Raw genomic sequence first — 21,030 nt, 5'->3', positions numbered from 1 at the left:
GGTGTACCTCCACGCTTGACGTCCTCGACATGATCGAGGGGGCGTGTGCTGCGCATGCCCCGGCGCGGTCATGTTCACGCGAATGGGCCGGTTTCACCACCCCTTCAGAGTGATGGAACCGGCCCAAGGGGCCCCCGAGGTACGTCAGTCGCGCGCGGGCTGCACCGCGTCCATGGCGTCCACGGCTTCCGCGGTGGTGCGCTCGAACCGCCCGTCGAGCTTGGACACCAGGCCGGTGACCTGGCGGGCGATGTCCGGCGCGGTCAGGCCGATCTCCGCCATGACCTCCTTGCGGGAGGCGTGATCGAGGAAGCGCGGCGGGATGCCGAAGTCACGCAGCGGTACGTCGACTCCCGCGTCGCGCAGGGCCTGCGCGATCGTCGAACCGACGCCTCCGACACGGGAGTTGTCCTCGACGGTGACGACGACCCGGTGCTGCTCGGCGAGCGGGGCCATGGCCTCGTCGACGGGCTTGACCCAGCGCGGGTCGACGACCGTCGTGGAGATGCCCTGCTTGTCGAGGAGTCCGGCGATCTCCAGGCACATCGGCGCGAGGGCGCCGACCGAGACGAGCAGGACGTCCGGGGTGTCGGTGCCCGGCTCGCGCAGCACGTCCATGCCGCCGATGCGGCCCAGTGCGGGGACGGCCGGGCCGACCGCGCCCTTGGAGAAGCGGACCACGGTCGGCGCGTCGGTGACCTCGACGGCCTCGCGCAGCTGGGCGCGGACCTGGTCGGCGTCGCGCGGCGCGGCCAGCCGCAGGCTCGGTACGACCTGCAGGATCGACATGTCCCACATGCCGTTGTGCGAGGCGCCGTCGGTGCCGGTGACGCCCGCGCGGTCGAGGACGAAGGTGACACCGCACTTGTGCAGGGCCACGTCCATCAGGACCTGGTCGAAGGCGCGGTTGAGGAAGGTGGCGTAGACGGCGAAGACGGGGTGCAGTCCGCCGGTGGCGAGGCCGGCCGCGGAGACGGCGGCGTGCTGCTCGGCGATTCCGACGTCGTAGATGCGGTTCGGGAAGGCGTCGGCGAACCTCTTCAGGCCGACCGGCTGGAGCATCGCGGCGGTGATCGCGACGATGTCCTCGCGCTCCTTGCCGAGGGCGACCATCTCGTCGCCGAAGACGGAGGTCCAGTCAGCGCCCGAGGCCTTGATCGGCAGGCCTGTGTCGGGGTGGATGGGGCCGATGCCGTGGAAGCGGTCCGCCTCGTCCTGGAGGGCGGGCTGGTAGCCGCGGCCCTTCTCGGTGAGGCAGTGCACGATGACCGGGCCGCCGAAGCGCTTGGCGCGGGCGAGGGCCGACTCCAGGGCCTCGATGTCGTGGCCGTCGATCGGGCCGACGTACTTGAGGCCGAGGTCCTCGAACATGCCCTGCGGGGCGATGAAGTCCTTGAGGCCCTTCTTGGCGCCGTGCAGGGTCTCGTAGAGGGGCCTGCCGACGACCGGGGTGCGCTCCAGGAGGTCCTTGCCGCGGGCCAGGAACCGCTCATAGCCGTCGGTGGTGCGCAGGGTCGCCAGGTGGTTCGCGAGACCGCCGATGGTCGGTGCGTACGAGCGTTCGTTGTCGTTGACGACGATCACCAGGGGGCGGTCCTTGGCGTCGGCGATGTTGTTGAGCGCCTCCCAGGCCATGCCGCCGGTGAGGGCGCCGTCGCCGATGACCGCGACCACGTGGTCATCGCGCTCCAGGACCTGGTTCGCCTTCGCGAGGCCGTCGGCCCAGCCGAGGACGGTGGAGGCGTGCGAGTTCTCGATGACGTCGTGCTCGGACTCGGCCTGTGAGGGGTAGCCGGAGAGGCCGCCCTTCATCTTCAGCTTCGAGAAGTCCTGACGGCCGGTGAGCAGCTTGTGGACGTAGGACTGGTGGCCCGTGTCCCACAGCACCCTGTCCCTGGGCGACTCGAAGACACGGTGCAGGGCGATCGTCAGCTCCACGACACCGAGGTTCGGCCCGAGGTGGCCGCCGGTCTTGGAGACCGCGTCGACGAGAAAGTTCCTGATCTCGCCGGCCAGCTGGTCCAGCTGCTCCAGGCTGAGCCGGTCCAGATCGCGCGGTCCCCTGATGCGGGTCAGCAGCGGCACCCGTGCCTCCTTGCGATAGAGCTGTTCGAGCTTTGCCGGGTCTGTCGAGTCTAATGTTCCGCCTTTCATGTCGGCGTCCGGGCTGTGCGTTGTACGTCACGCGAACGGCTGTAAATCGTCGTACGGGTGTTCCCTCACCGGGTCCACGTGTCCGGACATAGAAGTGCCCGGTACCGCCATTGGTACCGGGCACTTCGATCAGGGGTACGAACGCTAGGCGCGGCCCGCCGACTTCTGGGTACGGCGCGAGACCGAGTCCAGGACGACGGCGGCCAGCAGGACCACTCCGGTGATCATGAACTGCACGGCCTGGGTGGAGCTGCCGCCCATGTACAGGCCCGTGATGATCGACTGGATGACCAGGATGCCGAGCACCGCCGACCAGGGGGTGCCCCGGCCGCCGAAGAGGCTGGTGCCACCGATGACGGCTGCCGCGATGGACATCATCAGGGTGTTGCCGCCGCCGAGGGTGCTGTCCGAGACGCCGGACTGCGAGGCGATGAACAGACCGCCGAGGCCCGCGAGGAACCCGGAGATGGTGAACACCGAGATGCGGATCCAGGCGACGTTGATACCGGCGCGGCGGGCGGCCTCGATGCCACCGCCGACCGCGAAGATCTGCCGGCCGTAGCGGGTGCGGCGCAGCACGAAGCTGGAGATCACGACGATGACCAGGAAGATCGTGATGCCGAGCGGCAGACCGCGGGCCTGGTTGAAGACGGCGGCGATGCCGAAGGCGAGCGCCGCGACGACGCCGGAGCGCAGCGCGATCTCGCTGAGGGGGCGGTACGGCAGGTCGACGGCCTTGCGCCGGCGCTGGTCGCTGAGCTGGGACAGCGCGTGGACGGCGACCGCGACGACGGCCGCGGTGTTGGCCCAGGCGACGTTGGAGAAGTAGGTGTTGTTCAGCGAGTAGATGACACCGTCGGCGATGTTGTTGAGCGAGAGCGTGTTCCCCAGGACCTGGAGCTGGAGGCCGCTCCAGCCGAGGAAGCCGGCCAGGGTGACGACGAACGCCGGGACGCCGATCTTGGCGAAGAAGAAGCCGTGCAGCGCGCCGATGGCGGCCGCGGCGAGCAGCGCCAGGATCACGGCCTGCGTTTCGTTCATGCCGTTCTTGACGGCCATCACGGCGGCGAGCGCCGCGGTCAGACCGGCGACGGAACCGGCCGACAGGTCGATCTCGCCGAGCAGCAGCACGAAGACGATGCCGGTGGCGATGAGGCCGGGGCCGACGATGTACTGCGCGATGTTGCTGAGGTTCGCCGGCTCCAGGAAGCGGCCGGTGGTCGTCTGGAAGATGGCCATGATGATGATCAGGCCGCAGACGACCGGGACGGCGCCGAGCTCGCCACCGCGGAGCTTGCGCTTGAACTCGGTGAGGTAGCCGGCGAGTCCCTCTTCACGGACGAGCAGCCTGGGGTCGACCGCGGTGTTGGCCCCCGCGGCGGCCTCCGGGTTCTCGACGACGTGGTCGTCCTGAGGCGTGACCGCCTCGCTCGTGTCGGTGGCCCCTGGCGTGGAGGTCTTCTCGGTGCTCACTTCTGAACCTCCCCGTTGCTACGGGCCGCACGACGGGTCACGGCGTTGTCCGTGGCGCCCGTGATGGCTGAGATGATTTCTTCCTGGGAGGTGCTCTTCACTTCGAAGACACCGTTGTTGCGGCCGAGCCGCAGAACCGCCACCTCGTCGGCGACGGCCTTCGCATCAGCCATGTTGTGGGTGATGAGGATGACGGCGAGGCCACGCTCGCGCAGTCGCTCGACCAGGTCGAGGACCTGCGCGGTCTGCTCGACGCCGAGAGCCGCGGTGGGCTCGTCGAGGATCACGACCTTGGGGTCGCCGACCAGGGCGCGGGCGATCGCCACGACCTGGCGCTGGCCGCCGGAGAGCGAGGCGATCGGGATGCGCACGCTGGGGATGCGGATGGAGAGGGTGTCCAGGAGCTCCTTGGCCCGCTTCTCCATGGCGACCTCGTCGAGCACGGCGGCCTTGCCGAGCTCGCGTCCGAGGAAGAGGTTGGCCACGACGTCCAGGTTGTCGCACAGTGCGAGGTCCTGGTAGACGGTGGCGACGCCCAGGTTCTGGGCGTCATGCGGCCGGCCGATCGAGACGGGCTTGCCCTCCCACTCGATGACGCCCTCGTCGATCGGGTGGACACCCGCGATCGTCTTGACGAGCGTCGACTTACCGGCGCCGTTGTCACCCACCAGGGCGACCACTTGGCCTGCGGAAACATCCAGATCGACATCGGTGAGTGCCTGAACCGCACCGAACCGCTTGGACACTCCGCGCAACGCCAGCACGGGCGTAGCGGACACGTGAACCATCTCCTTCGCCGCCTGACCGGCGGGGATACCGCGCGCTGGACGAGCAGCGCCCGGGAACGGGGCTGGTGGTCAGCACCAGGAACGGGACTACGTCCGCATCAACGCGCGAAAAACTGAGTTGTGCAAGAGCCGCGGGGGGTTGCGGCCCTGTGGGGGGGGTGGAATCACCGGCCGCGCGGCTCCCTGGTCGGGGCGGCGGCCGGTGGTGAGGATCCGGCAGTGGGTAGGGCGCCCCGCCCCGTTCGCGGGGCATGCTGAGGAAGCGGGGCGCCGTACCGGTCTGCGGATTTACTCGATGCCGGCTGCCTTGCAGGCCGCGGCGTAGTCCGGGGTGCAGATGTCGGACACCTTGTAGAGGTTGTCCGCGATGACCGTGTCCTTGATGTTGGCCTTGGTCACGACGGTCGGCTGCAGCAGCGACGACGGGATGCCCTTGTTGCTGGGGCTGTCGCTCTTGCTGTCGGCCAGCGAGTCGATCGACTTGCCGTTCAGGAGGTTGACCGCGATCTCGGCGGTCTTCTCGGCCTCCGGCTTGTACGGCTTGTAGATCGTGAACGACTGGGTGCCGGCGAGGATCCGCTGGAGGGCGGCGAGCTCGGAGTCCTGGCCACCGACCGGGATGTTCTTGATGCCGGCCGACTCGAGGGCGGCGATGATGCCACCGGCCATGCCGTCGTTGGCGGAGTAGACGGCGTCGAAGCCGTCCTTGCCGAGCGAGGTGATGGCGGCGCCGACCTTCTGGCCCGCGATGGCCGGGTCCCACTCACCGGACTGCTCGTAAACGATCTTGCCGACCTTGGTGTCGAGGACCGAGTGCGCGCCCGCCTTGAACAGCGCGGCGTTCGGGTCGCTCTCCTTGCCGTTGATCATCACGACGTTGGCGGTGGCGGCCTTGGCGCCCAGCGCGTCGACCAGGGCCTGGCCCTGGAGCTCGCCGACCTTCTCGTTGTCGAAGGAGACGTACGCGGAGACCGGGCCCTCGGCGAGGCGGTCGTACGCGACGACCTTCACGTCCTGGTCCGCGGCTTCCTGCACCCACGCCTTGGCGGACGGGGAGTCCACCGTGTCAAGGATGATGACCTTCACGCCGGCGGCGATGAGGTCGTCGAACTGCTGCTTCTGGGTGGAGACGTTCTCGCTGGCGTTCTTGTAGTCGATCTTGCAGTCGGAGCAGAGCTCGGTGACCTTCGCCTTGATCAGCGGGTAGTCGAACGACTCGTAACGCGTGGTCTTGCTCTCGGGGAGCAGCAGACCGATCGTCTTGTTGTCGCTGGACGAGCTGCCGCCCCCGGCCTCGCCGCAAGCGGCGAGCGACGCTGCCATCGCGGTGGCGGTGAGAGCCACTGCGGCACGACGCGCGAACGTGTTCATTTGGTGAAACCTCCCTGACGAGGCCGCGTCGTTGCGGCCGAGGTGGCTCGAAGTCAACTCGGCCATGCGTGCGACGTCAAGAAGTAAATACTTAACGAGATGGCAACGGCCCCCTGCGTTCTCTAAGTGAAGACGGGGCTCGCGGCGGTCAGCGACCCGTCCAAAAGGTTTGAATCGCCCATCTCGCTGAGCGCGAGAGCGAGCGCCCCGAGGACTTCCGCACGACCCCCAAGGGCCCCTGGCAGCACCGTGAGTTGACGTGCGGCACTGGGGATCGCGTACCGGCCGACCGACTCTCTTATGGGCCCCAGAACCAGCTCCCCGGCCTCGGCGAGATCGCCACCCAGGACCACTCGGCTCGGGTTGAGCAGATTGCACAGGTTCGCGACGCCGCTGCCGATATGGCGGCCGACGTCGGCGATCACCCGGCGGCAGCCCGGATCGCCGTCCCGCGCCAGCCTGACGACGCCTTCCATGCTCAGATCCGTGCCGTGACTGGACTGCAGGAGCGGCAGTACGTAACGGGCGGCCGTGAAGGTCTCCAGGCAGCCCCGGTTGCCGCAACGGCAGACCGGACCGGACTCATCGAGGGTGATGTGCCCTATTTCCCCGGCCGTGCCACCAGGGCCGCGGTAGATCTTGCCGTTGATCACCAGCCCGGCGCCGACACCGCTCGCGACCTTGATGTACGCCAGGTCCTTGACCCCGCGCCCGCCGCCCCAGACCAGCTCCCCCAGCGCGCCCAGGTTGGCGTCGTTGTCCACGTGCACCGGCACCCCGAGGCGTCCGCCGAGCTCCTCGGCGGGCTTCGTACCGGTCCAGCCCGGCAGGATGGCGGTGGAGCCGAGGGTCCCCGACTCGACGTCGATCGGCCCCGGCACGCCGAGGCCTACGCCGGCGATCTTCGAGCGGTCCACCGCGGTCACCGCGATCAGGCGGCTGACCAGCTCTTCCGCCCGGTCGAAGCCTTGCGCGGCGGAGGCGTCCACATCGAGCGGCTCGGACTCCTCGGCGAGCACCTGATGGGCGAGGTTCCCGATCGCGACGCGCAGATGCGTATGGCCGAAGTCGACGCCGATGACGATGCCCGCGTCGCCGCTGAGACTGACGCTGCGGGCCCGGCGGCCGCCCGCCGAAGTCGGTGTGACCTCGACGGTTCCCCCGCCCTTGAGCTCCCGGACGATGTTGGAGACGGTCGCCGCGGACAGGCCCGTCGTCCTGGCGATCTCCGCCTGCGTGAGCGAACCCGCCAGGCGCACCGCACGCACGACGCGCTCGAGATTGGCTCGGTGCAGCGACGACTGCGACCCCGGAGTCTCCATCGACTCATCCACTCCTGCCCTAAGCGGGCGGCCCCGATGCCGCCCATGTGATCCGGGTCACAGCAGCGGAACCCGGGTCACTACAAGTTGTGAACTCCAAGCTCCGCTGAACGGGTTACCGCAGTCAAGTCCTTGACGGAAATCGGGGCAGCCCGGCCCCGTTCCGTTTCCGTCACCCTGCGGACACATTCTCGCCACTCCCGGGTCGGAGGCGACGAACACGAAGGGGACGGGAAGGTCGGTGGCGTGACCCTGCTGCTGAAGCCGGAGTTCCGGCCCGCTACTTGAGAGCGCCTGCCGTCAAGCCCTGCACCACCTGCCGTTGGAAGATGATGTAGGCAGCCAGCACAGGCAGCATCGCCATCACCAGACCGGCGAACAGGCCCGACCAGTCGCCCTTGTATCCCTGGCTGGTCGCCAGCTCCACGAGGCCCTGGGACAGCACCTTCCTGTCCGGGTCGGTGTTGAGCACGGTCGGGAGCATGTACTGGTTCCACTGCCCCAGGAAGTTGAAGATGCCGACGCTGACCAGACCCGGCTTGGCCATCGGCAGCATGATCTGGAAGAACGTCCGGGTGTGCGAGGCCCCGTCGACGAAGGCCGCCTCGGCGATCGAGGTCGGCAGCGTCCTGAAGAAGGAGGTCAGGAAGAACACCGTGAACGGCAGCGAGTAGGCGATGTAGACGAGGATCAGGCCCGGCAGGGTGTTCAACAACTGCATGTTGTTCAGTACGTAGAACAACGGCACCAGCGCGAGCATGACCGGAAAGCTCATTCCTCCGACGAAGAGGAAGTAGATGAAGCGGTTGCCGGGGAATTCGAAGCGGGCCAGGACGTACGCCGCCATCGACCCGAGCACGAGCGTGCCGGCCAGCGAGAAGCCCACCACGATCAGCGTGTTGCCGAAGTAGTCGCTCATGTGCGCCTGCGACCAGGCGCGCGACCAGTTGTCGAAGTGCAGCTTGTCGGGCAGTGACCAGGGCGAACTGAAGATGGCGTTGTCATCCTTGAAGGACGTCATCACCGCCCAGAGCAGCGGCAGGACGACCATGATCGCCCAGATGACGAGGATCGCGTGCGAGAAGACGTTGAGCACCCCGCCCTTGCCACTCCTGGCCTTCACCGGCGCGGCCCGCGTCTTCACCACCTCGGGACGGTCCTCGACCGGGTCCACGGGCGGCGTGATGTCGGTGGTCTTCATCAGTACTCCAGCCGCTCGCGCCGGCCCAGTCGCATCACGATCGCCGCGAACAGCAGCGTGACGACGAGGAGGGCGACACCGATCGTTGTCGCATAGGCGGCGTTCGCGTCTCGGAACGCCGATTGGTACACGTAAAGAGGAAGGACCGTGGTCGAGTAGTCGGGCCCGCCGGGGCCCACGGTCATGATCTGTACGGCGGCGAATGCCTCGGCGCCGAGTGACAGGATTCCCATGTAGACCCATCCCGACTGCACAGTGTCCCAGAGCAGCGGAAGGGTGATTCTGAAGAACGTGGTGAATCGGCTCGCGCCGTCGAGAAGTGCGGCCTCGTAGAAGTCCCTCGGAATCGAGGCCATCCCCGCGGAGAAAAGGACGACGAAGAATCCGACCGTGCTCCACAGGAGTACGGACATCACGCACCACAGGGCGAGATTCGGATCGCCCAGCCAGTCCGGCTGAACGCTGTTGAGGCCGATCGCGTTGAACGTCCCGTTGATCACCCCGTCGTTGGGGTTGTACGCGAACTGAAAGAGCAGTGCGACGATCGCGATCGAAAGCACCTGCGGAAAGAAGTAGGCAATCTTGTAGAAACCCGAGCCGCGCACTCCAGTGATGGCGGCGCCCTTTCGGTGCCGCCCACCGACATTGAGCATGAAGGCGAAGAAGAGCGCGAGCCCCAGTGTCACGAGCGGCAGCAGCAGAGCGAACAGCAGGCTGTGCTGCAACGACCTCCAGAAGACGTCGTCGTCCAGCATTCTGGTGTAGTTCGCGAAGCCGACCATCTTGAAGTCGGGGCTCAGACCGGTCCAGTCCGTGAACGAGTAGTAGATGGCCTGGATGAACGGCCAGATCACGAAGATCCCGTACAGCGCCAAGGGGGTCGCCAAGAACCCCACAATGAACCGGTACTTGCCGTGTTGCATGGTTACCGACCCCGATCGTTTCGCGCCTGCCACCGCTGGTGACCTGTGGGCACGTACCGCTACTGGTGCTTGTAGTGCTTGATGGACTCGTCCTTGGCCGCCGCGTCCGCATAGCCCTGGATCTTCTTGACGGCCTCGGCCGGGGTCAGTCGCCCTGCCATCATCTCGCCCAGGCCTGCGACACCGATCTGTTCCTTCTGAAGCTTCACGTACCAGTCCTGAAGCCTCGGGTTGACGACGTTCTCGCCGGCCTTGTCCAGGGCCGCGACGCCGGACTTGAGGCCGGGGGTCAGCTCGACGCCCTCGGTACCGCCGTTGAAGGCGGTCAGCGACTTCACCTGGGTGGTGAAGTTCTTCGACGAGGCCTCGCTGAGCATGATGCGCAACTGCTCCATACCGCCGGTGGGGTTCGCCGCCTTGGCCGGGACGATGAAGGGCTCGCCACCGGAGGCCCAGATGGTGCCGAACGGCATCGCGTCGGAACTGTCAAGGCCGGAAGGACCGCTGACGGCCAGGTTGAAGTCGGCGGGGATGACGTTCGCAGACTCGTTCTCGACCCAGGAGCCGTTCGGGATGAAGAGCGCCTCGCCCTTGGCCCAGGCGGTCTGCGACTGGATGTGGTCGATTCCAGGGGTGCCCTTGAGGACGTAGCCCTTCTTGAAGAGTTCGTAGTACGCCTCGAACGCGGACTTGACGGCCGGGTCCTTCCAGGCGTTCGGCTCCAGGTTGTCGATCCTGTCGAGAACCTCACGGCCCCCGATCTTGGCGATGAAGGGGTAGAGCGAGAACGGCAGGTAGTACGGGTACTTGCCCGCATACGTCCAGCCGGCGATGCCCTGCTTCTTCGCCTTCTCGCAGAGCGCGAGCATGGCGTCCCAGTCCTCGGGATACGTCGCGTCGAGCCTGTCGAGAGCGGTCTGCGAGTACCAGACGCCGTAGACCGTGTACGCGTAGTACATGATCCAGACCGGGTCTCCGTCGAACTGGCCCATCTCGACGATGCCGGGGCGCAGCGTGTCGCGGACCTTCTTCGCCGGGTCGTCGATGGACGGCGCGTCGAGGAGCGGAGTGAGGTCGGTGAGCTGCTTCTTGCCGACCAGCACGCCCATGTCCATCTGCTGCGCGCCGGAGTTGTCGATCAGATCCGGCGGAGTGCCGCCGTTGAACTTGGGCTGGAGTTCGGACTGGATCTTCTGGGTCTTGTGAAAATCGATCTTGGCCTTGGGGTACGCCTTCTTGTATTCGGCGTTGGCGTCGGTCGCGTACTTCGTGCCGAATCCACCGTCGAAGATGACGACCGACAGCGTGGCCGTCTCATTGACGCCCAGCGGGTTCTTCGTCGTCTTCTTGCCGGCCTCGGCCTGGCCTTCCGACCCGCTGTCACTACTGGCACAGGCGGACAAAAAGCTCATCGTCGGTACGGAAATCAGGCCGAGCGCTGCCGACCGCTTGATCAGATCGCGCCGTCCGACACCCTCGGGGTTGCTGTTCTCGGCGGAAGTGGATCCCATGCTCAAGTCCTCGCCTTCTTCAGGACTCAGGCGGTGAACCGGATCCTCCCCGGCACCGCGGTTGGGTCAAGCTGGGGTCGTGCATGAGGGATTCAGTGGAACGACGTGGCGATCGGTGTAAGTGACACAGTCCACCGCCTCCAGATTTCCCCCCGTGTCGCGCCTGTACACAGCCGATGAACAGGGGCAGACGCCGACAGGTATAGTCCACTTCACACCAAAGGGGCAAGATCGAATGCATATTTGACTGTTGGTCTTTTCCGAGTTGAGACCTCTCGGAAATGTGGGGCAGCCACGCGTTCCTCCCGAGAAGATCCACAGGGTGCCAACCTCCCACGATGGGAGCAATGCGCGGCTTGTCGTGCGATATTCACCACGGACGCCACATTCAACACCCTTGACATCACTGACAACTTGACTCCCTACTGGTCCTGCGCAGCGATTTTGACAACGTTGTCCAGGTGTAGGGAGGGTGCTCGGATATGCAGCACGGAGCTCGGTACAGACGGGGTTCTTCGGCAAGACACAGGTGGAGTTCCGCCACGGCGGTGGGAGTGGCCGCCCTCTCCCTGCTGGTTGCCTCACAGGGCGTGACGGTCGCCCAGCCGGCCCAGGCGGCGGCTCCCGACCGGGAGTTCGCGTCCTCGTTCGAGGCGGACGATCCGGCCCCCGACTGGCTGAGCACTGTCGACACGGCACCCGACGGCACAAAGCGGTCGTCCGGCGTCGACGGCGGCTACAGCTCGGGCATCCCCGGCAATGTGACCGACCAGGTCACCGATGTCCGGGCCAGCGCCGAGAACACGGGCGGGGGTGAGGTGAAGGAGAACCTCGCCGATCTCGAACCGAGCACCAAGTGGCTGGTCTTCGAGTCCAGCGGCTGGGCGGAGTTCGACCTGAGCGCGCCGGTCAAGGTGGTCACGTACGCGCTGACCTCGGCCAACGACCACGACGAGCGTGACCCCCAGGACTGGACCCTGCAGGGCTCCACGGACGGCAAGGACTGGAAGACCCTCGACACCCGCGCCGGCGAGTCCTTCGCCGAAAGGTTCCAGACAAAGTCGTACGACATCGCCAGTCCTGTCGAGTACCAGCACTTCCGGCTCGACATCACCAAGAACCACAGCGGCGACATCCTTCAGCTCGCCGACGTCCAGTTCTCCACCGGCGCCACCCAGGACCCGACGCCCAAGGACATGCTCACGCTGGTGGACCGCGGCCCGAGCGGCTCCCCGACGGCCAAGGCGGGCGCGGGCTTCACCGGCACACGGGCCCTGCGGTACGCCGGTACGCACAAGGTCGACGGCCAGGCGTACTCGTACAACAAGGTCTTCGACGTGAACGTGGCCGTCGGCCGCGACACGGAGCTGTCGTACAAGATCTTCCCGTCGATGGCGGACGGTGACCTGGACTACGACGCCACGAACGTGGCCGTGGACCTGGTCTTCACGGACGGCACCTATCTGAGCGGCCTCAAGGCCCTGGACCAGCACGGGTTCGCGCTGACACCACAGGGGCAGGGCGCGTCCAACGTCCTCTACGTCAACCAGTGGAACAGCGTCTCCTCACGGATCGGTTCGGTCGCCGCGGGCAAGACGGTGGACCGGATCCTGGTGGGGTACGACTCTCCGAAGGGCCCGGCGAAGTTCCGCGGCTGGCTCGACGACGTGACGCTGAAGACCGTCGCGCCCGAGAAGCCGAAGGCGCATCTGTCGGACTACGCCTCGACCGTCCGCGGCACCAACTCCAGCGGCGGCTTCTCGCGCGGCAACAACTTCCCGGCGACGGCCGTCCCGCACGGCTTCAACTTCTGGACGCCGGTGACCAACGCGGGCTCGCTGAGCTGGCTCTACGACTACGCGCGGGCCAACAACGCCGACAACCTGCCCACCATCCAGGCGTTCAGCGCGAGCCATGAGCCGAGCCCCTGGATGGGTGACCGGCAGACCTTCCAGGTGATGCCGTCCGCGGCGTCCGGCACCCCCGACACCGGCCGTGACGCGCGCGAGCTCGCCTTCCAGCACGAGAACGAGGTCGCGACCCCGCACTACTACGGGGTCACCTTCGAGAACGGCCTCAAGGCCGAGATGACACCCACCGATCACGCCGCCGCGATGCGGTTCACCTATCCCGGTGACGACGCGAGCGTGGTCTTCGACAACGTCACCGACCAGGCCGGGCTCACGCTCGACGAGGAGAACGGGATCGTCACCGGCTACTCGGACGTGAAGTCCGGGCTGTCGACGGGCGCCACCCGCCTCTTCGTGTACGGGGTGTTCGACGCGCCCGTCACGGAGGGCGACTCCTCCGGAGTCAAGGGCTACCTGAAGTTCGACGCCGGCGACGACCGGACCGTCAACCTGCGTCTGGCCACCTCGCTCATCAGCGTCGACCAGGCCAAGGACAACCTGCGCCAGGAGATCCCCGAAGGCACGTCCTTCGAGACGGTCAAGGCGGGCGCCCAGCAGCAGTGGGACGACATCCTCGACACGGTCGAGGTCGAGGGTGCGACGCCGGACCAGCTGACGACGCTGTACTCCAGCATGTACCGGCTGTACCTGTACCCGAACTCCGGCTTCGAGAGGGTCGGTTCGAAGTACCAGTACGCCTCGCCGTTCTCGCCGATGCCGAACCCGGACACCCCGACGCACACCGGCGCGAAGATCGTCGACGGCAAGGTGTACGTCAACAACGGCTTCTGGGACACCTATCGGACGACCTGGCCGGCGTACTCGCTCCTGACGCCCGATCAGGCGGGTGAGATGGTCGACGGGTTCGTGCAGCAGTACAAGGACGGCGGCTGGACCTCGCGCTGGTCATCGCCCGGATACGCGGACCTGATGACGGGTACGTCCTCGGACGTGGCGTTCGCCGACGCGTATGTGAAGGGCGTCGACTTCGACGCGGAGTCGGCGTACGACGCGGCGGTCAAGAACGCGACCGTCGTCCCCCCGTCGTCGGGTGTGGGCCGCAAGGGCATGGCCACCTCGCCCTTCCTCGGTTACACGAGCACCGACACCCACGAGGGCCTCTCCTGGGCTCTGGAGGGCTATCTCAACGACTACGGCATCGCCAAGATGGGCGAGGCCCTCTACAAGAAGACGGGCGAGAAGCGATACAAGGAGGAAGCCGCCTACTTCCTCAACCGCGCCCAGGACTATGTGAATCTCTTCGACTCCCAGGCCGGCTTCTTCCAGGGCAAGGACGCGAGCGGCGACTGGCGGGTCGAGTCGTCCGAGTACGACCCGCGTGTATGGGGTTACGACTACACCGAGACGAACGGCTGGGGATACGCCTTCACCGCGCCGCAGGATTCAAAGGGTCTCGCCAACCTGTACGGCGGCCAGAGCGGTTTGGCGGACAAGCTCGACACGTACTTCGCCACGCCGGAGACGGCTTCGCCGGAGTTCGTGGGCTCCTACGGCGGGGTCATCCACGAGATGACGGAGGCGCGTGACGTACGGATGGGCATGTACGGGCACTCCAACCAGGTGGCCCACCACGTGAATTACATGTACGACGCGGCGGGCCAGCCCTGGAAGACGCAGGAGAACGTCCGCGAGGTCATGTCCCGCCTCTACGTCGGCAGCGATATCGGGCAGGGTTACCACGGCGACGAGGACAACGGCGAACAGTCGGCCTGGTACCTCTTCTCCGCGCTCGGCTTCTACCCGCTGGTGATGGGAAGCGGCGAATACGCCATCGGCTCACCGCTGTTCACCAAGGCGACGGTCCATCTGGAGAACGGCAAGGACCTCGTCGTCAAGGCTCCGAAGAACAGCACGAAGAACGTGTACGTGCAGGGCCTGAAGGTCAACGGCAAGAAGTGGACGTCGACTTCGCTCCCCCACTCGCTCATCTCCAAGGGCGCGGTGCTGGAGTTCGACATGGGGCCGAAGCCGTCCACCTGGGGTACCGGGAAGAACGCGGCGCCCGTGTCGATCACCAAGGACGACAAGGTGCCGGCGCCGCGCACGGACGCTCTGAAGGGTGCGGGCGCGCTGTTCGACAACACCTCGGCGACGGCCGCGAGCGTCGAGTCGGTCGAGCTGCCGACGTCCGCCGCCACCAAGGGAGTCCAGTACACGCTGACGTCCTCGGCGGACCACACGACGGCGCCGACGGGCTGGGTCCTGCAGGGCTCGACCGACGGCACCACGTGGACCGACCTGGACAAGCGCTCCGGTGAGTCCTTCACGTGGGACAAGCAGACCCGGGCGTTCTCCGTCGCGAAACCGGGCTCGTACACGCACTACCGCCTGGTCCTGAGCGGCGAGGCGACGCTGGCGGAGGTGGAACTGCTGGCCTGACGGACCCCCATGGGGAAGGGCGGGCGCGGAGTCTGACTCCACGCCCGCCCTTTCCGTTCCCGGGGTCAGTTCACCGCGAGGGTGAAGACGTGGAGATCAGTGTTGTCGGGCAGCCGCACGCTCGTGATGGTCTTGCCCGACGGGGCCGTGAAGGGTTTGGTGGCGAAGACGTACGTCTTGACCGGGTCCTTGTCGGCGCCCGCGACGTTGCGGTACGCGGCCACGGCCACGGTCTCGTTGCCGTACTGGACGGTGCCGCCCCCGCCGCCGACGGTCCAGTCGGTGAAGGAGAGGTCGACGGGTTCGGTGGTGCCGTCGGTGTAGGTGACGGTCGCCTTGGTCTGCTGGTTGCCGTTGACCGCACTGCCGATGAAGGACAACTGGGTCGCGGGATCGGCGAGTTCGATGGTCTGGCCGGTCGCCGAGGCGTTGTCGGGGCGGCCGGACGGTGAGTCGGGCCAGGTGTAGTCGAGGCCGCCGGACAGCGTGCCCTGGTGGCCGGCGGTCAGCCCCGCGTCGGCGAGGGCCTGGCGGGAGTAGCTCCAGCCGCCGCCGTCGTAGTCGCCCTCGTCGTGATCGCCGATGTCGTCCGTGACGCCTGTGTTGTTGTACGCGGCGAGGAGGGATCCGGTGGCGGCGACGGTGAGGGACACCGGCTGCTCGTACGAGGTGTCGGCCGATGTCACCGTGACCTTGACGTCGTAGAAGCCCTGCGTGGCGTCCGGAGCGGCGGACAGGGTGATCGCCTGCGCGCCGTCGACGACCGTGCCCTCGGCGGGCGTTGCCGTGACCCCGTCCGGCACGTCGACGGTGAAGCGGACGTCGGGGCCGGTCCCGCCGCTCAGGGCGAGGGCGCGGATGTCGAGCTTGGTGCTGCCGCCGGGTGCGAGTGTGGCCGTGGTCGGGCCGACGCCGATCTGGTAGGGCTGCTCGCCCTCGCGGAAGGAGGGCGGGGCGGCGGCCTCACTGCTGCCCCACTGCTCGTCGGGGGTGGCGCCCAGCGTGTAGTCGAGCGTGCCGCCGTTGCGGACGAACGACGCCGGGAGCCAGGCACGGTCGCTGCTACGGCCGTTGACCTTCAGCGACTGCACGTACGGGGTGTCGGCGGAAGCTCCCGTCGCGCGGATCTTGATGTCGGCGCCGCCCGGGCGGTCGATCTCGACCCTCGGGAACAGCGGTGAGGCCAGGGTGAGTTCGGCGCGGGAGGGCACCTGGGGGTACATGCCGAGCGCGGAGAAGACGTACCAGGACGACATGGCGCCGAGGTCGTCGTTGCCGGGGATGCCGCCCGGCCCGGTCGACCAGAGCTGGTTCATGGCCGCGCGGACGGTCTCCTGCGTCTTGTAGGGCTCGCCCGCGTAGGCGTACAGGTAGGGCACGTTGATCGACGGCTCGTTGTCGAGTTCCGACTTGTCGCCGCCGCTGCCCGTGAACGCCCAGCTGCCGTCGGCGTTGTGGAAGAAGGTGTCCAGACGGTCCAGGGCCGCGTCCGTGCCGCCCATGGCAGCGAAGAGGCCTGCCGGGTTGTGCTGCACCATCCAGGTGTACTGGGCAGCCGTACCCTCGACGAAGCCGTTGCCGGTCGCCGGGGTGAAGCCGGTGACCCAGCTGCCGTCCGCCTTGCGGTTGGCGATGTAGCCGCCCGTCGGGTCGGCGGCGATGTTGAAGTTGTTCTGCCACCACTGGGAGCGGATGGCGAACTCGGCCGCCGTCTCCTTCTCCCCTGCCGCCGCGGCCAGTTGGGAGATGGCGAAGTCCGCGCCGGACATCTCCAGGGTCTCGGCGGCGCCGCCCCAGGCGTTGGACACGGACGGCATGTACTGCTGTTCGAGGTACTTGTCGAGGGACGGCCGCTGGCCCACCGAGAGGACCGGCTTGCCCGCGGACGAGAGGTCCTGCTCGGTCGGTACGGTCGCCGCCTTCACCAGCGAGTCGAGGGCGCCGTCCAGATCGAAGTTGGTGCCGCCGAAGGCCAGGATGCCGGCGAGTGCGGCCGGTGAGGGGTCACCGTTCATGACGTGCGTGCCGCTCGCCCCGTGCAGCCAGCGGTCCCAGATCCCGCCGTTCTGCCCTGCCAGTTCGAGCAGTGACTGCGCGATGTCGGAGCCGGTGTCCGGGCTGACCAGGGTCAGCAGCTGGACCTGGGAGCGGTAGACGTCCCAGCCGGAGAAGGTGCCGTACTGGGCCTCGTGGCCCCGGGTCACCGTATGGACCTTGTCGTCGCTGCCTCTGTATCTGCGGTCGGCGTCACTGATGACGTTCGGGTGCAGGAGGGCGTGGTAGAGCGCGGTGTAGAAGGTGGTCCGCTCGGCGTCGGTGCCGCCGCCGACCTTGATCGCGTCGAGCTGGTCGCGCCAGGCCAGGTGGGCGGCGTCCTTGACCGAGGCGAAGGAACGGGACGGCGGGTTCTCGGCCGCGAGGTTGGCCTTGGCGCCCGCCTGACTGACGTACGAGATACCGACCTTGACGTTCACGGGGCCGGTGCCGGGCTCGAACTCCACATAGCCGCCGGCGCCCTTGCCCGCGACCGGACGGCCGCCGGTGGCGAACCCGCCGGTGCCCCCGGTGGCCTCCGTGGACCCCGGGCTCAGTTGGTCGTCCTGCCAGGTGCCGGTCGACTTGAAGTCGCGGTCGAAGCTGGCGGTGAAGTAGAGGGTGTAGTAGGCGCGTTGGCCTTCGGGGTCGAGGTATCCGCAGAAGTTCCCGGAGGTGACGGAGCCGGAGACCGTGCGGGTCGCCGGGTCGATGTGGAGGTCCGAAGTCGTGGAGCCCACTTCGGAGTTGGCGGTGCGGATCAGCATGGAGGCGGGCTGGTCGGCGGGGTAGGTGAACTGGCCGGAGCCCGTGCGCGTGGTCGCCGTGAGGTCGGCGGTGACGCCGGAGTCGAGGCCCACCTTGTAGTGGCCGGGCTCGGCGCTCTCGTCGGCGTGCGAGAAATCGGCGGCGTAGACCGCGTCCTTGGTGTCGCTCGCCGGGGAGGAGGTGACCTCACCCGCGTACGGGAAGAACGGGATGTCCCCGCTGCCGCCCGCGCAGCCCGTGCCGGACATGTGGGTGAGGCTGAAGCCCCGGATGCGGGTGGCGTCGTACTGGTAACCGCCGGGTGCGGCCGTGCTGGTGGCGCTGCCCCGGGTGTTCTCGGGGCTCCAGGAGAGCATGCCGAAGGGCACGACGGCGCCGGGGAAGACGTTGCCGAGGTTCTTGGTGCCGATGAGCGGGTCTACGTAGGCGGTGGGGTCCCGGACGAGGTCCGGTGCGGGGGCGCTGGCGGCCACCGCGGGGGTGATCCCACCGGCCGCCAGGGCGACGGCCAGCAGGATGGATGACGGACGGAAACGCATGACGCGGCCCCTCCTCCTTCGGACGGGTCGCGCACCACAGGTCGCACAAGCCGCTCGGACAGTAGCGTGCGCCACGCGTACCACGGAAGACCGTGTAAAGAGCTGCAGGCTCACCCTGCCGCCACCCCGACGGCTCAGCAGGCGCCCTGGTGCCCGTCAAGTGGCTTGACATCGTTGTTCGTTGACGCGGTAGAGTCATGCACAGATCAATAGACAACGTTGTCGCGCACCACGATCGGCACAAGCCACGTACAAGCCACGCCCACACACCGCTCGTGCGACGCGGGAAGCGACGCACGAAGCGACACACACACCGACACACACACGACACCGAAGCGACAAGCAGGCCATGCACCAGCCCGGCCGGGCATCCCCCCGTGCCCTGCCCGGACTGGCAGCCGGGTGGGTCCCCAAAAAGCCCACCAGCGGGTGGGGCCCGAAAAACGCACCCGGCCCGCCCCCAACAGCACACCGTGGGCTGCGCGAGCACCTCGGCCATGGGCCCGGCTCGGACATGGGCCCCGCCGGCTACGGACGGCCGTGCGCGGACGACTCAGGAGCGGCGACCCTGGCCACATCCGAGTGGACCGGAGCCAGCGGGTCCGATAGAGCGGCAGAGAGCCGGGCGACCGGATTCGACCCGGCCGAGACCAGCGCCGGACGGCCCACAGCCGGCAGGAAGATCGCGAACTCCGTGTGCCCCGGCTCGCTCTGAACCTCGATCAGGCCACCGTGCGCCGCCGTGATGGCCTCGACGACGGCGAGCCCGAGACCGGAACCGCCGTCCGCGGGGCCGCTGCGGGCACGGGAGACATCTCCCCGGGTGAACCGCTCGAAGACGGTGGGAAGCAGGTGCGGCGGGATGCCGGGGCCGTCGTCGCGGACGCGGACGACGCAGTACGCCTCCGCGGCCTCCACCGAGGCGACGACCGTGGTGCCCACAGGCGTGTGCACACGGGCGTTGGCCAACAGGTTGGCCAACGCCTGTTGCAGACGTGCCTCGTCCCCGAGGACGAGGGCCGGGGAGTCCACCAGCAGCCCCAGTTGCCAGTGGTGGCTGTCCCCGGCCGCCCGCGCGTCCCACACCGCCTCCGCGACGAGCGCGGCGAGGTCCACCTCGGTCGCCTCGAGAGGCCGGCCCTCATCGAGCCGGGCAAGCAGCAACAGGTCCTCGACGAGCCCGGTCATCCGCGCCGACTCGGCGGAGACCCGCCGCCAGGCCAGGGTCGCTTCGACCCGCTCGGTGCCGCGGTTCATCAGTTCCGCGTATCCGGCGATCGACGCGAGCGGCGTACGGAGTTCATGGCTGGCGTCCGCCAGGAAGCGGCGCATGCGCTCCTCACTGCGCCGGCGTTCGGTGAGCGAGGACTCGACGTGGTCGATCATCCGGTTGAGGGCGGCGCCGACCTGGCCTGCCTCGCTGCCGGGGTCGGTGTAGCGCTCGGGCACCCGGATGAGACCGGTGACCTGGCCGTGGGCCAGCGGGGAACGCGACACCTCGACTGCGGTCGCGGCGACCCGGCCGAGCGGACGCAGCTGACGTCTGATGACGACGGCGCAGACGCAGCCGGCGACGACGAGTCCGGCGGCCGCCACCACGGCCTCGAGCAGGACCAGATCGCTGATCATCTCCTGTACGTCCTCCATCGGGAGGCCGGTGAGGACGGGCCGCCCGTCGCCGTCGACGGCGGTGACCCGGTAGGTGCCGAGGCCAGGGATGGTCCGGGTGTGCAGCGAGCCGTCGGGGGTGAGCCCTTCGAGGGCGGCGCGCTGGTCGGCGGTGAGCGTCTCCTCCTCGCCGGCGCCGGTCACGACCTCGGCGGCGAGGACGTTCCCCTTGTCGTCGAGCCGGGCGGCGACCGTACCGGCAGCCTGCCCCTGTTCCCTGAGGAAACCGAGGTCCGTGTCGCTACCGGGGCCGACCTGGGCCCCGCCCGCACTGCGCTCGGCGGCGTTCCTGACGCGCTGGTCGAGGCTGCCGAGCAGGTAGGCGTGCTGCGCGAGGACCGTGGTCAGGGCCATGGCCAAGCACACGGTGATGAGTGTGGCGCTGATGCAGACAAGGAGCCGGGTGCGCAGGGACCGCCCTTGCAGTCGCCTCCACAGCGACCGCTTCGGCAGGCGTGCCCGCGGTGACGACTCCGGCGCCCGTGCCCGTATGCCGGTCATCTGCTTTCCTCCGCCGGCCTGTTGGCGCAGCCCACCCCGCGAACGGTGCGGATCGTGGAGGGCGTACGGCCCTTGTCGGTCTTCCGGCGCGGGAGCGAGAAGGGCTTCGTCACGTGGTCGTCGGCGCCCGCCTCCGGGCCGTGCAGGCGGCACTCCAGCGCGTCCCGAGCGGTCAGCACGAGGAAGGGCGGCTTCGGCTTCTCGTGGCGCAGCCGCCGCGGTACCTGGAGCCCGTCCAGGTCGGGCAACATCCCGTCGAGCACGGCGGCGTGCGGGCCGCAGCCACGCGCCGCACGCAGCGCGCTCTCGCCGTCGGCCGCCGGACGGGGCCGCCGGCCCGCCTCCGTGACGGCCACGGAGAGCAGTTCCGTGAGGCCGGGTTCGTCATCGACGAGCAGCACGCGCACACGGTCGCTTCGGGTGCCAGACATGTGACGATCCTGTCCCGGTCTGCTGAGGGAATCCTG

General features: G+C 68.0%; 11 protein-coding genes and 1 pseudogene. 1 reads left to right on the top strand and 11 read right to left on the bottom strand.

The window, feature by feature from the left end; all coding sequences use genetic code 11:
• Positions 1-144 precede the first annotated feature (144 nt).
• The 8 genes from dxs to ngcE all read right to left on the bottom strand — a co-directional run bounded on the left by dxs (position 145) and on the right by ngcE (position 10,743).
• Positions 145-2,085 (bottom strand): 1-deoxy-D-xylulose-5-phosphate synthase, encoded by a 1,941-nt coding sequence (gene dxs / locus ACFYPC_RS33295; protein ID WP_391890492.1) that lies wholly within the window; start codon positions 2,083-2,085, stop codon positions 145-147.
• 213 nt (positions 2,086-2,298) lie between these two features.
• Positions 2,299-3,627: a sugar ABC transporter permease gene (locus ACFYPC_RS33290; protein ID WP_391890489.1), complete on the bottom strand. Its 1,329-nt coding sequence runs from the start codon at positions 3,625-3,627 to the stop codon at positions 2,299-2,301.
• On the bottom strand, positions 3,624-4,415 hold the full coding sequence (locus tag ACFYPC_RS33285) for an ATP-binding cassette domain-containing protein (protein ID WP_391890486.1): 792 nt from the start codon (positions 4,413-4,415) through the stop codon (positions 3,624-3,626). Before ACFYPC_RS33285 ends, ACFYPC_RS33290 begins: the two co-directional genes overlap by 4 nt.
• Before the next feature lie 288 nt (positions 4,416-4,703).
• The gene (locus tag ACFYPC_RS33280; protein ID WP_391890483.1) at positions 4,704-5,786 is read right to left on the bottom strand and encodes a sugar ABC transporter substrate-binding protein; all 1,083 of its coding nucleotides are present in this window, start codon (positions 5,784-5,786) and stop codon (positions 4,704-4,706) included.
• A 122-nt stretch (positions 5,787-5,908) separates the two neighbouring features.
• A complete protein-coding gene (locus ACFYPC_RS33275) occupies positions 5,909-7,108 on the bottom strand; it encodes an ROK family transcriptional regulator (protein WP_391890480.1) in 1,200 nt (399 codons plus the stop codon).
• Positions 7,109-7,388: 280 nt separating this feature from the next.
• Positions 7,389-8,309 carry a carbohydrate ABC transporter permease gene (locus ACFYPC_RS33270; protein ID WP_391890477.1) on the bottom strand — a complete coding sequence of 307 codons (921 nt, stop codon included), beginning with the start codon at positions 8,307-8,309 and terminating at the stop codon, positions 7,389-7,391.
• Complete coding sequence (locus tag ACFYPC_RS33265) at positions 8,309-9,232, bottom strand: carbohydrate ABC transporter permease (protein ID WP_391890474.1); 924 nt, start codon at positions 9,230-9,232, stop codon at positions 8,309-8,311. The genes ACFYPC_RS33270 and ACFYPC_RS33265 overlap by 1 nt, the downstream gene beginning before the upstream one ends.
• Positions 9,233-9,291: 59 nt before the next feature.
• A complete protein-coding gene (gene ngcE / locus ACFYPC_RS33260; RefSeq protein WP_391890471.1) occupies positions 9,292-10,743 on the bottom strand; it encodes an N-acetylglucosamine/diacetylchitobiose ABC transporter substrate-binding protein in 1,452 nt (483 codons plus the stop codon).
• A gap of 482 nt (positions 10,744-11,225) precedes the next feature.
• Between ngcE and ACFYPC_RS33255 the strand changes: the two genes are divergently transcribed.
• Entirely contained in the window at positions 11,226-15,053 is a 3,828-nt protein-coding gene (locus ACFYPC_RS33255; protein ID WP_391890468.1) for a GH92 family glycosyl hydrolase, read from the top strand.
• Positions 15,054-15,118: 65 nt separating this feature from the next.
• Here ACFYPC_RS33255 and ACFYPC_RS33250 read toward each other — a convergent pair whose 3' ends face one another.
• The 3 genes and pseudogenes from ACFYPC_RS33250 to ACFYPC_RS33240 form a co-directional block, all read right to left on the bottom strand.
• Positions 15,119-18,394: a GH92 family glycosyl hydrolase gene (locus tag ACFYPC_RS33250; protein ID WP_391890465.1), complete on the bottom strand. Its 3,276-nt coding sequence runs from the start codon at positions 18,392-18,394 to the stop codon at positions 15,119-15,121.
• A gap of 528 nt (positions 18,395-18,922) precedes the next feature.
• Positions 18,923-20,563 carry a sensor histidine kinase gene (locus ACFYPC_RS33245; protein ID WP_391890462.1) on the bottom strand — a complete coding sequence of 547 codons (1,641 nt, stop codon included), beginning with the start codon at positions 20,561-20,563 and terminating at the stop codon, positions 18,923-18,925.
• A gap of 92 nt (positions 20,564-20,655) precedes the next feature.
• Positions 20,656-20,994, bottom strand: a pseudogene (locus ACFYPC_RS33240) (response regulator); the annotation flags it as partial.
• Positions 20,995-21,030: the final 36 nt, after the last annotated feature.

The sequence above is a fragment of the Streptomyces sp. NPDC005808 genome (assembly GCF_042871385.1).
Classification (GTDB): Bacteria; Actinomycetota; Actinomycetes; order Streptomycetales; family Streptomycetaceae; genus Streptomyces.
The sequence above is the reverse complement of the archived record's forward strand: the minus strand, read 5'-3'. Positions and strand labels throughout refer to the sequence as shown.

What these genes read in the sequence shown, in the direction of transcription:
- ACFYPC_RS33285 (WP_391890486.1), bottom strand. Translation starts at nt 4,415, where the DNA reads ATGGTTCACGTGTCCGCTACGCCCGTGCTGGCGTTGCGCGGAGTGTCC.
- ACFYPC_RS33280 (WP_391890483.1), bottom strand. Translation starts at nt 5,786, where the DNA reads ATGAACACGTTCGCGCGTCGTGCCGCAGTGGCTCTCACCGCCACCGCG.
- ACFYPC_RS33275 (WP_391890480.1), bottom strand. Translation starts at nt 7,108, where the DNA reads ATGGAGACTCCGGGGTCGCAGTCGTCGCTGCACCGAGCCAATCTCGAG.
- ACFYPC_RS33270 (WP_391890477.1), bottom strand. Translation starts at nt 8,309, where the DNA reads ATGAAGACCACCGACATCACGCCGCCCGTGGACCCGGTCGAGGACCGT.
- ACFYPC_RS33265 (WP_391890474.1), bottom strand. Translation starts at nt 9,232, where the DNA reads ATGCAACACGGCAAGTACCGGTTCATTGTGGGGTTCTTGGCGACCCCC.
- ngcE (WP_391890471.1), bottom strand. Translation starts at nt 10,743, where the DNA reads ATGGGATCCACTTCCGCCGAGAACAGCAACCCCGAGGGTGTCGGACGG.
- ACFYPC_RS33255 (WP_391890468.1), top strand. Translation starts at nt 11,226, where the DNA reads ATGCAGCACGGAGCTCGGTACAGACGGGGTTCTTCGGCAAGACACAGG.
- ACFYPC_RS33250 (WP_391890465.1), bottom strand. Translation starts at nt 18,394, where the DNA reads ATGCGTTTCCGTCCGTCATCCATCCTGCTGGCCGTCGCCCTGGCGGCC.
- ACFYPC_RS33245 (WP_391890462.1), bottom strand. Translation starts at nt 20,563, where the DNA reads ATGACCGGCATACGGGCACGGGCGCCGGAGTCGTCACCGCGGGCACGC.